The organism is Spirillospora sp. NPDC048819, from assembly GCF_040650055.1.
In the GTDB taxonomy this organism is placed as follows: Bacteria; Actinomycetota; Actinomycetes; order Streptosporangiales; family Streptosporangiaceae; genus Spirillospora.
The window spans coordinates 1-9,472 of record NZ_JBEZGN010000081.1; the positions used below are offsets into that span (position 1 = coordinate 1).

Annotated in this window: 12 protein-coding genes and 1 pseudogene; 8 read left to right on the plus strand and 5 right to left on the minus strand. The window is 71.2% G+C overall.

Annotated elements, in window-relative coordinates:
* Positions 1–167 precede the first annotated feature (167 nt).
* The 5 genes from AB0C35_RS45570 to AB0C35_RS45590 all read right to left on the minus strand — a co-directional run bounded on the left by AB0C35_RS45570 (position 168) and on the right by AB0C35_RS45590 (position 2,798).
* Entirely contained in the window at positions 168–938 is a 771-nt protein-coding gene (locus AB0C35_RS45570; protein ID WP_358470804.1) for a Clp protease N-terminal domain-containing protein, read from the minus strand.
* 233 nt (positions 939–1,171) lie between these two features.
* Positions 1,172–1,381 carry a DUF397 domain-containing protein gene (locus AB0C35_RS45575; RefSeq protein ID WP_358470807.1) on the minus strand — a complete coding sequence of 70 codons (210 nt, stop codon included), beginning with the start codon at positions 1,379–1,381 and terminating at the stop codon, positions 1,172–1,174.
* 51 nt (positions 1,382–1,432) lie between these two features.
* Entirely contained in the window at positions 1,433–1,750 is a 318-nt protein-coding gene (locus tag AB0C35_RS45580; RefSeq protein WP_358470810.1) for a DUF397 domain-containing protein, read from the minus strand.
* Positions 1,702–1,908 (minus strand): DUF397 domain-containing protein, encoded by a 207-nt coding sequence (locus AB0C35_RS45585; protein ID WP_358470813.1) that lies wholly within the window; start codon positions 1,906–1,908, stop codon positions 1,702–1,704. Before AB0C35_RS45585 ends, AB0C35_RS45580 begins: the two co-directional genes overlap by 49 nt.
* A 35-nt stretch (positions 1,909–1,943) precedes the next feature.
* Positions 1,944–2,798, minus strand: coding sequence for a helix-turn-helix transcriptional regulator (locus AB0C35_RS45590; RefSeq protein ID WP_358470816.1), 855 nt, complete (start codon positions 2,796–2,798; stop codon positions 1,944–1,946).
* A gap of 181 nt (positions 2,799–2,979) precedes the next feature.
* On the opposite strand from AB0C35_RS45590, the gene AB0C35_RS45595 reads away from it, so the two are divergent.
* From AB0C35_RS45595 to AB0C35_RS45630, 8 genes and pseudogenes are all read left to right on the plus strand, one after another.
* Positions 2,980–3,276: a hypothetical protein gene (locus AB0C35_RS45595; protein WP_358470819.1), complete on the plus strand. Its 297-nt coding sequence runs from the start codon at positions 2,980–2,982 to the stop codon at positions 3,274–3,276.
* On the plus strand, positions 3,273–3,695 hold the full coding sequence (locus AB0C35_RS45600) for an ATP-binding protein (protein WP_358470822.1): 423 nt from the start codon (positions 3,273–3,275) through the stop codon (positions 3,693–3,695). The genes AB0C35_RS45595 and AB0C35_RS45600 overlap by 4 nt, the downstream gene beginning before the upstream one ends.
* On the plus strand, positions 3,692–4,069 hold the full coding sequence (locus AB0C35_RS45605; RefSeq protein ID WP_358470825.1) for a hypothetical protein: 378 nt from the start codon (positions 3,692–3,694) through the stop codon (positions 4,067–4,069). Before AB0C35_RS45600 ends, AB0C35_RS45605 begins: the two co-directional genes overlap by 4 nt.
* Before the next feature lie 215 nt (positions 4,070–4,284).
* Positions 4,285–5,838 carry a DUF4331 domain-containing protein gene (locus AB0C35_RS45610; RefSeq protein ID WP_358470828.1) on the plus strand — a complete coding sequence of 518 codons (1,554 nt, stop codon included), beginning with the start codon at positions 4,285–4,287 and terminating at the stop codon, positions 5,836–5,838.
* Positions 5,838–7,151 carry a tetratricopeptide repeat protein gene (locus AB0C35_RS45615; protein ID WP_358470831.1) on the plus strand — a complete coding sequence of 438 codons (1,314 nt, stop codon included), beginning with the start codon at positions 5,838–5,840 and terminating at the stop codon, positions 7,149–7,151. The genes AB0C35_RS45610 and AB0C35_RS45615 overlap by 1 nt, the downstream gene beginning before the upstream one ends.
* A complete protein-coding gene (locus tag AB0C35_RS45620; protein ID WP_358470834.1) occupies positions 7,148–8,500 on the plus strand; it encodes a hypothetical protein in 1,353 nt (450 codons plus the stop codon). Before AB0C35_RS45615 ends, AB0C35_RS45620 begins: the two co-directional genes overlap by 4 nt.
* A 65-nt stretch (positions 8,501–8,565) precedes the next feature.
* On the plus strand, positions 8,566–9,153 hold the full coding sequence (gene sigK, locus AB0C35_RS45625; RefSeq protein WP_358470837.1) for an ECF RNA polymerase sigma factor SigK: 588 nt from the start codon (positions 8,566–8,568) through the stop codon (positions 9,151–9,153).
* Positions 9,150–9,472: pseudogene (locus tag AB0C35_RS45630) on the plus strand (hypothetical protein); the annotation flags it as partial. The gene sigK and the pseudogene AB0C35_RS45630, both read left to right, overlap by 4 nt.

Genomic DNA, 9,472 nt, shown 5'->3' on the forward strand with positions numbered 1-9,472 from the left:
TGGTTCTTCTTGGTCGATGAACCCTCTACCGGAGACCTCGCTGTTTAAGGATCACGACACACCGTCACACACCAGACTTCGAGACAGGCCCTAGCCGCCCTGCTCGCCCCGATTGCCGTCCTGCTCCACGAGGAGCATCCGGCGTCGCCGTGCACAAGAAGCCCCGGTCAAATGTCGGCTCCATGGCGGTGATGCAGGAGGCCGAGAAGCCTGTCCGCCTCCGCCTGCAGTTGCATGATCATGTCCAGCGCAGTGGCAAGGCCGGCCTTGGCCGTTTCCTCGTCGAATCCATCCAGCGCATGACGCAGTTTGGCTTTCTCCTCGTCCCGGATGCCGGCCGCCCGCATGAAATCCTTGGCGTCGATGGCGTCCTCCTTGGCGCGCCGCAACGAGGCGACCTGCGCCGTGACCGCAGCCAACTCGTCAGGGAGCACCACCGAGGAACCACCGGCGGGCCTTTCACCTCCGGCGCATTCAAGGCATCCGTAGCACATCCGGGACCCCGCCTGCTTACGCGCAGCTCGGACGCGCTCGACCGTGACTCCCTGCGCCACAAGCACCTCGGCGGCGAGCCCGCCCTCCGCCAACAGGCCGAGCAGCAGGTGATCGGTCCCGATCCTGCCGGCCCCCGCAATGGGGTTCTCCTGTAGGGCAAGGTTGAGCGCCCTGCACGCTGCATCAGACAGCGGCACAGCCTCCCCAGCCAGCCGCCGGCCGAGCCCCAGCCGCTGCTCAACCGCACGCCGAATCACCACAGGCTGGATGTTCATCTCACGCAGAACCGCCCCTGCCATGCCCCTCCAGTCGCCGGCGACCAAGCCGACCAACAAATGCCCCGTATCGGCAATGTCGTGGCCTAGCGCGGCGGCATGTGTGGGCGCGGACTCCACCACGTGACGGGCGGCGGGTGTGTACGGACTGATGTCTTCATCGCTCATGCCAGCACGATCTCGCGAGCCCAACGAAACTCCCAGGGGCTTCCGCTAACGGGAAAACGTCTCAATGAGCTGACTGTGCTTGCTGGTGTGCCGGACCACGTGGGACGGATCCTGCTCCGTCACCCCGCACCCCGGTCAAAACGTCCAGCCCGCGCCTGGGCCACGAAGGCGGCCCACGCCCGGGGGCTGAGGGTCAGATGCCCGGCGTCCGGTGCGAAGCATGCAGAACCGGGCTACAGCCCGAACCGCTCGTCCTTCACACTCTCAACGAAGCCCCGCCACGTGGCCGCCGCGAACGTCAGCACCGGTCCGTCCGGGTCCTTGGAGTCCCGTACCGCCACCACACCCGGCAGGTTGTCGGCTACCTCAACACAGCCGCCTTCCCCGCCGTTGCTGCGTGAGCTCTTGCGCCATGTGGCGCGGCGCGGGTCTGGCGCAGTCATCTCTGGTCCTCCCCCAGCCACGGGGCCTCCCTCGCAAAGAGGGGCGCGGTCCTATGCGTCGTGCGCACCTTGCTTAATGCGGCGACTGAACACCTGCCACGCGGAGCGCGCGAAGAGCAGAGCCAGGCCCTGCGGGTCCCTGCTGTCACGGACAGCCACCGCACCGTGGACGCGGGAGATTTCCACACACTCACCGTTGGCGCTGCTGTGACTGCTCTTGCGCCATGTGGCACGAGAGATGTCCGTCATATCCACGGCCACCCGCACCCTTCCAAATCGGCCGCTATGCGAAGTCTCAAGCCGCCGGCGACGGTGTCCGCCTACAGGTTGAAACGTCCAGCTCGCGTCCGGGCCATGAACGCGGTCCATGCGTGGCGGCTGAACGTGAGGTGACCGGACTCCGGGGCTTTACTGTCTCGGACGCCGATAGTCGTTTCGAGGTCGGCGACTTCTACGCAGTTGCCGCCGGCACCGTTGCTTCGCGTGCTCTTGCGCCATGTGGCACGAGAGATGTCCAGGGTCCGCATGTCCCGCACCTCCTTGCCTTCTATCGTCGCGTTTGTCACGTCATGTTGTCGGCTACCTGGGCGATGAGCGCCTGTGAGTCGCTTGGCCGCAGGGCTGCCGCGCGCAGGTGGTCAAATGCCAGGGTATATCGCTCAATCTCGTGTCGCTTCTCCAGATAGAGCCCGCCCGTCTGCTCTTCCATGAAGACGACCTTCGGGTCCGATGGCTCCGGAAACCCGAGGATGGTGAACGCGCCGCTCATCGCGGGGTGGGCGCCTGCCTCGAACGGGAGGACCTGAAGGGTGATGTTCGACAACTTCGCCATGTCGCGGAGGTGAACAAGCTGGGCTCGCATGGTCTGGGCGCCACCGATGCGGCGGTGGATCACGGCCTCATTGAGGACGGCCCAGAACTTCGGGGCGTCCGGCGCGGTGAGGCGCTCGGTGCGGGCCATGCGGAGTTTGACGCGCTTGTCGACCTCGGCTTCGTCGTCGAGGGGGAACGCATGGAAGATGGCGCGGGCATAGTTGGCGGTCTGGAGCAGGCCGGGGACGTGCTCGGACTCGTAGGCGTCCATCGTCACGGCGTCCGATTCCAGCCCGACGTAGACCTCGAACCAGGCCGGGATGGCTTCGCCGTAGCTGTGCCACCAGCCTTTCTGCCTGGCCTCGCGGGCCAGCCCAAGCAGGACTTCCCGCGCTTCGCCCTCGACCCCGTACACGTTCAGCAGGTACTTGACGTCGCGTGGCAGGACGCCGACGCGGGCGTTCTCGATTCGGCTGATCTTGGCGTTCGACCACTCCAGCCGTTCGGCCACCTCATCAAGGGTGAGGCCGGACAGCTCCCGCTGTCGGCGCAGCTCGCTCGCCAGGCGGCGGCGCTTCACGGTGGGCGTACTCCTTGCAATCATGTGAACACCTCTTGTGATCAGTAATCTGCATCTGTAATTTACTGATGCAGAGTGTGGGTGCAAAGGCGGGCCACAGCATTCCACCAGTAGTGAACGCGCGCAGCCGGACGCGTACACCAGGGCGATGTGTCCTGAAATGCGTCCTGTCCAGCGGCAACAGGGAGACGGGAGGGTGATCTCAATGGAGAGCACGGGGTCGGTAAGCGGGACGCAGGGGCGCGCGACGCGGCAACGGTTCGAGTTGCTGGTCGGGCTGATGTGGGCCTTGCGGGAGTTGGAGCAGGGCTCGGTGCTGTACATGGACGGGAAGGCCGAGCCGGTGTTGTCGGTGCCGGTGCCAGCGCGGCGGCGGTCGCTGGCGGTGCCCGTCGTCCAGGAGCGCGGGGGCGGGTGGTCCTACCTGTGGGACGCCGCTCGCCGGACGCCGGTCGGGGCGGTGCGGGTCGCGGCCGAGCAGATCGCCGAGGTCGGACGGTGATCGTCTGGGACGAGGTGCACACCGAGCGGGTGTGCCCGGGTGGTGTGCTGGACGTGCGGGAGGTCCGGGCGCGGGTGCGGCGGACGCTGGCGGGCGCGCTGGGCGGCAACGTCGCAGGGTTCGACCTGGACGACGTGGACCTGATGGTCTGCGAGGTCACCACCAACGCCGTGCGGCACAGTGCCAGCGGCCTGGTCGGTGGCGGGGTGTGGGTGACGGTGCTCCTGTCGCCTGAGCGGCTGCGGGTGGAGATCGAGGACGACGGCGGCTCCGAGGGACGTCCGCTGATTCCGGCGCAGGGCCCGGGATGGTGCGAGTCCGGGCGCGGCCTGATGGTCGTGGCCGGGCTGGCTGACTGCTGGGGCTCACTGCCGGGTCGCGACGGCCGGTTCACGGTGTGGTTCGAGGTCGTCCGATGAGCCGGACGCGAACGGCAGTACGCGTCCTGCGGGGTGCGTGGGCGATGGCGCGGCCGGTCGGGAGGCGGGCGTCCGTCCAAGACGGGGTGCCTCAGCCTTATCCGGAGACGGTGTTCCTGTTCGCGGGGCTGGGGCCGGAGGCGCGGAAGGCGTTCGAGGTGTTTCCCGAGGAAGCGCTGGCCTGGCGGACGCTCGCGGAGATGGAGGCCGCGCGGGCTCGGGTCTGGTCGGGGCAGGGGCGGGTGTGGGACGCGGGGGTGTGCGCCGGGCGTGCGCAAGCGTACCGGGCGGCGGCCGAGCAGGTCGAAGACGTGCTGATCGAGTCCCTCGGACTGTGGGACGAGTACGAGCGGCAGGCGGGCGCAGGCAGGTGATCTGGCGCGCGCGGACGCCGCTCCCCGGTGGTTTGTTCGCGGGTGGCCGTACGTGGCCAGGGCGGAGATGGGACCAATCAGGTCGGGGCCGGGCCTCGAAGTAACGGCGGGCATGGCGAAGAAACCGGTCGATCCGGGGTCGCGGCAGTCGTAGCCCAGCGCCGACGGAACGGCGCCGCCGCGGCCGGGATCCGGGGGCCGGTAGGGGTTCCACGATGCCGACACTCCATCCGTCCAGGGCGCGGGTCGCCGCGCTGGTCGCCGCCGGGGGCATTCTGCTCGCGGGCGGGCTCGCCGGGCTCGCGCCGCGGCAGGGCACCGCGTCCAGCCACCGCGAGGCGCCGCTCATCTCCGGGCAGCCGCAGTACGACAACACCGACGTGTACGCGTTCGTCAGTCCCGACAAGCCGGACACCACCACACTGATCGCGAATTTCATCCCGTTGCAGGAGCCGGCGGGCGGGCCCAACTTCTACAAGTTCGCGCGGGACGCCCGGTACGACCTCAACGTCGACAACGACGGTGACTCGCTCGCCGACCTCACGTACCGGTTCGAGTTCCACGACCAGCTGAAGAACGAGAACACGTTCCTCTATAACACCGGGCCGGTGACGAGCCTCGATGACCCGGATCTCAACTTCACGCAGACCTACGACCTGAGCCTCATCCGCCGGGTGGACGGCAACGTGCACAGCGTCCACAAGGTCGTCGAGCACGCGCCGGTCGCGCCGTCCAACGTGGGCAAGGCGTCCATGCCGGACTACGCGAAGCTGCGGGCGCAGGCGATCAAGCCGCTGGGCGGCGGGACGACGTCGTTCGCCGGGCAGGCCGACGACTCCTTCTTCCTCGATCTGCGCGTGTTCGACCTGCTGTACGGGGCGAACCTCAAGGAGGTCGGCAACGACACCCTGAGCGGATTCAACGTGAACACCGTCGCCTTGCAGGTCCCGACCCGGGATCTGGTCGAGGGCGACCCGGTGATCGGGGTCAACTCGACCGTGCAGCGGCGTAACGCGGGGGGCCATTACACGCAGGTGTCGCGGCTCGGTAGCCCGCTGGTGAACGAGGTGGTCATCCCGCGTGGCAAGAAGGACACGTTCAACGCGTCCAGCCCGTGGCACGACGCGCAGTTCGCCGGGTTCGTCACCGATCCGGAGCTGCCGAAGCTGATCGAGAAGATCTACAAGATCCCGGCGCCGCCCGGTCCGCGCAACGACCTCGTCCAGGCGTTTCTGACCGGCGTGCCGGGCCTGAACCAGCCGAAGGACGTCCGGCCGGCGGAGCTGCTCAGGCTGAACACGTCGGTCAAGCCGGTTCCGAACCCGGACCGGCTCGGGGTCCTCGGCGGCGACAAGGCGGGCTTCCCGAACGGGCGGCGGCTCACCGACGACGTCCTCGACATCTCGCTTCAGGCCGTCGAGGGCGAACTGCTCGGCAAGAAGAACGACCTCGGGGACGCGGTCAACGCCAACGACGTCGGGTTCGAGGAGACGTTCCCGTACGTGGCGCAGCCGCATTCCGGGTCGGACGTGCGGGGCGCGAAGAAGCCCGGGACGAAGGCGTCCGGCACCAAGACGAAGGACGGCGAGACCGTCAACCTGCTGAACGCCGGGGCGACCGAGGACATCACGGCTTCGGAGGACGAGGGTTCCGGGGTGCTCGGCCTGCTGCCGGTCGCGGGGCTGTCCGGAGCGGGGGCGTTCGCGCTGACCTGCGGGCTGCTGTGGTGGCGGCGCAGGCGTCCCGAGCTGGGACGGCACGAGAACTGATGCGTTTCCTCGCCACCGGGGCCTCGGTCGCCGGGCTGGTCGCGGCGCTCACCCTCGGATCGGCCGTCGTGTTCGGCGGCCCGTCCGAGGCGCCCGCCGCGACCGGCGCGGCAGCCGGGGCCCCGGCCTCCGGGATCGCGGGGCTGCAGAAGAGGCTCCGCGAGCAGCCGCACGATGCCGCCGGGTGGGCGTCGCTCGGGCTCGCGTACGTGGAGCAGGCCCGCGTCACCGGCGACACGACCTACTACCCGAAGGCCGACGGTGTGCTGCGGCGCTCCTTGAGGGAGGAGCCCCGGAACGCTGCGGCACTGGCCGGTCTGGGTGCGCTGGCGGCCGCCCGGCATGACTTCCATGAGGCGCTGCGGTACGCCGATCGGGCGCTCAAGGCGAACCCGTTCGAGCAGCGGGCCGCGGCCGTCCGCGTGGACGCGCTCGTCGAGCTGGGCCGTTACGACGAAGCCCTTGACGCAGCGCGGGAGGCGGATGCCAAGCGTCCCGGTGTCCCGATCTTCACGCGGCTCGCTTATGTGCGTGAGCTGCGCGGGGACGTCGGGGAGGCGCGGCGGGTTCTAGGGCTGGCCCGGGACTCCGCGACCGATCGCGGTGACCTCGCCTACATCGCAACGCAGCTCGGTGAGCTGGCCTGGAACGACGGCGACCTCGGCCGGGCGGGGCGGGAGTACGCCGAGGCGCTGCGCCAGTCGCCCGGTTACACGCCCGCGTTGGACGGGCGGGCGCGCGTCCGGGCGGCGAGAGGCGACATCGAGGGGGCGCTCAGCGACCGGGCGGAAATCGTCCGGCGGATGCCGCTCCCCCAGTACCTGACCGAGTACGGCGAGCTGCTGGAGTCACAGGGACTCGACGACGAGGCGAAACGGCAGTACGCGGTCGCCGCCGCATGGACGCGGATCGCCAAGGCCGACGGGGTCGGCGCCGACCTGGAGACCGCGTTGTCCGAAAGCGACCACGGTGATCCGGAGACGGCGCTGCGGGCGGCGCGAGCCGAGTACGAACGCCGCTGCCCAGGGGTGCAGGTGCGGCAGTGCAGCGTCCACGCGGCGGACGCGCTGGCCTGGGCGCTGCACGTCAACGGACGGGACGGGGAGGCGCTCCGTTACGCCCGGCAGGCGACGGCGACCGGATACCGCCGCGCCCAGTTCCACTTCCACCGCGGCGTCATCGAGAAGGCGCTCGGCAGGCGCGCCGACGCGCGCCGCGACCTGGCCGAGTCGCTGCGCCGCAACCCGCGGTTCTCGCCGCTGTGGGCACCCCGAGCCAAGGCCGCGCTGGACGACCTGGGAGGCGCACCATGATCACCCTCGCGCTCGCGGCCGGGCTGCTCGCCGCGCATCCGCTGGGCAACTTCACCGTGAACCACTACGACGGGCTCCTCGCGACGCCGCACGAGCTGCGGATCGACCATGTCGAGGACCTCGCGGAGATCCCGGCCGCGCAGGCCGTCCCGGACGTGGACACCGACCGCGATGGCCGTCCGTCCCCCGCCGAACTCGACGCGTGGGCGGACGGGCCCTGCCGGCGGGCGGCGTCGTCCATGCGCATCACGGTGGACGGACGGGCCGTGACCGCATCCGTCGAGTCCGCGACCACCACGGCGCCGGCCGGGCAGGCGGGGCTGCCGACGCTCCGGGTCGAATGCCGCATCACCGCGCCGGCCGGGCCGGGGACGATCTCCTTCCAAAGCGGGACGACCGGCCGGATCGGCTGGCGGGAGATCACCGCCCGGGGTGACCGCATGACCCTGAACGCGTCCGACGTGCCCGGCGAGTCACACAGCCGGCGGCTCACCGCCTACCCCGGCGACATGCTGTCCTCTCCCCTGGACCAGCGGTCCGCGACGTTCACCGCGCGGGCGGGCGGGCCGCCGCTCGCCGCCGCGCCCGCGTCCGGCGGCGGACCCGAGCGGCTGCTGCCCCGCGGCACGGACGGGCTCACCCAGCGGTTCACCTCCCTCGTCGCGCGGCACGATCTCACGCCCGGCTTCGCCGTCCTGGCGTTCCTCATCGCGATGGCGCTCGGCGCCCTGCACGCGCTCGCACCCGGCCACGGCAAGACGATCATGGCGGCGCACGCGGTCGGGGAGGGGCGGCGGCGGACGCGGGACGTCCTCGCTCTGGGCCTGACGGTCACGCTCACCCACACCGCCGGGGTCCTCGCCCTCGGCCTGCTCGTGACGACCGGGGCGCTGCTCGCACCCGACGCCCTGTTCCCCTGGCTCGGCGCGGCCGGCGGGGTCCTCGTCAGCGCGGCGGGGGTTCTGCTGTTGCGGCGGGCGCTGCGCGACCGTCACCACCACGCCCATGGGCATGGCCACGGGCACGCGTCCGGCGGCCGGCGCGGCGGGGTCGTGCTGATGGGGCTGGCGGGCGGCATGGTCCCGAGCCCGTCGGCGGTGGTGGTGCTGGTGGGCGGCGCGGCGATCGGCCGCGCCTGGTTCGGGGTCGTCCTCGTCCTGGCGTACGGGCTCGGCCTGGCCGCCGCGCTGGTGACGGTCGGTCTGCTCGTCGTCGGCTCCGGACGCGTCGTGGCGCGGCGCATTCTGGCCAGGCGCCCGCGGATTTCGTCCGGGATGATGCCCATCGGGACGTCCGCGACGGTCGTCGCCCTCGGTGTCGGGCTCACGCTGCGGAGCCTCGTCCTGTGATGGCCGATCCGAGGCGAGCCCGCATGCGCAGTGCCGGTCGGACGGCCCACCGAGGGGAGCGCGGCATGCCGCCAGAGACGAGACCGCCGGAGGACGGCACCGTGTCCGGCCATGACGCCGACGTGCTGCTCCACCGGACGGCGCGCGGCGACGAGCGCGCGTTCGAGCTGCTGTACGACGTGGTGGCCGCGCCGGTGCACGGCCTGGTCAGGCGGGTCGTCCGCGACCCGGCGATGTCGGAGGAGGTGACCCAGGAGGTGATGATCGAGGTGTGGCGGGCCGCGGCCCGGTACGACCCGGAGCGCGGCGGAGCGCTGGCGTGGATCATGACGATCGCGCACCGCCGGGCCGTGGACCGGGTGCGGCGCGAGCAGGCGGCGGGCGAACGCGAGGCGCGGGCCGCGCGGCATGAGCCGGGCGCGGCCCATGACCCGGTGAGCGAGCGGGTCGAGGCGCGGCTGGAGCACGAGCGGGTGCGCCGCTGCCTGGGGGCGCTGACGCGTCTGCAGCGGGAGACGGTGACGCTCGCCTACTACGGCGGGCATTCCTACCGTGAGGTCGCCGCACTGGTGGGGGCGCCGCCGAACACGGTGCGGACCCGGATGCGCGACGGCATCATCCGGCTGCGCGACTGCCTGGGGGTGGAGCGATGACGGACGATCTGCACGCCCTCGCCGGACCGTACGCGCTGGACGCCATCGACGACGCCGGCGAGCGGCGGCTGTTCGAGGCGCACCTGGCCGTGTGCGAGACCTGCGCGGCGGAGCTGCGCGAGTTCCGGGCGACGACGGCGCGGCTGGGCATGGCGGTCGCCGAGGCTCCGCCGCCCCGGCTGCGCGACCGGGTGCTCGCCGACATCGGGCACGTCCGCCAGCTTCCTCCCGTCCCCGCGGCCTCCCCGCGCCGGACGTCCGCCCGGCCGGTGCGTCCGCGGCGGTGGCGCCGCGCGGCCGCCGCCGGGCTGGCCGCCGC

Excerpts from the sequence above, each read along its gene's own strand:
- AB0C35_RS45570 (WP_358470804.1), bottom strand. The coding sequence starts at position 938 with ATGAGCGATGAAGACATCAGTCCGTACACACCCGCCGCCCGTCACGTG.
- AB0C35_RS45575 (WP_358470807.1), bottom strand. The coding sequence starts at position 1,381 with ATGACTGCGCCAGACCCGCGCCGCGCCACATGGCGCAAGAGCTCACGC.
- AB0C35_RS45580 (WP_358470810.1), bottom strand. The coding sequence starts at position 1,750 with ATGGACCGCGTTCATGGCCCGGACGCGAGCTGGACGTTTCAACCTGTA.
- AB0C35_RS45585 (WP_358470813.1), bottom strand. The coding sequence starts at position 1,908 with ATGCGGACCCTGGACATCTCTCGTGCCACATGGCGCAAGAGCACGCGA.
- AB0C35_RS45590 (WP_358470816.1), bottom strand. The coding sequence starts at position 2,798 with ATGATTGCAAGGAGTACGCCCACCGTGAAGCGCCGCCGCCTGGCGAGC.
- AB0C35_RS45595 (WP_358470819.1), top strand. The coding sequence starts at position 2,980 with ATGGAGAGCACGGGGTCGGTAAGCGGGACGCAGGGGCGCGCGACGCGG.
- AB0C35_RS45605 (WP_358470825.1), top strand. The coding sequence starts at position 3,692 with ATGAGCCGGACGCGAACGGCAGTACGCGTCCTGCGGGGTGCGTGGGCG.
- AB0C35_RS45610 (WP_358470828.1), top strand. The coding sequence starts at position 4,285 with ATGCCGACACTCCATCCGTCCAGGGCGCGGGTCGCCGCGCTGGTCGCC.
- AB0C35_RS45615 (WP_358470831.1), top strand. The coding sequence starts at position 5,838 with ATGCGTTTCCTCGCCACCGGGGCCTCGGTCGCCGGGCTGGTCGCGGCG.
- AB0C35_RS45620 (WP_358470834.1), top strand. The coding sequence starts at position 7,148 with ATGATCACCCTCGCGCTCGCGGCCGGGCTGCTCGCCGCGCATCCGCTG.
- sigK (WP_358470837.1), top strand. The coding sequence starts at position 8,566 with ATGCCGCCAGAGACGAGACCGCCGGAGGACGGCACCGTGTCCGGCCAT.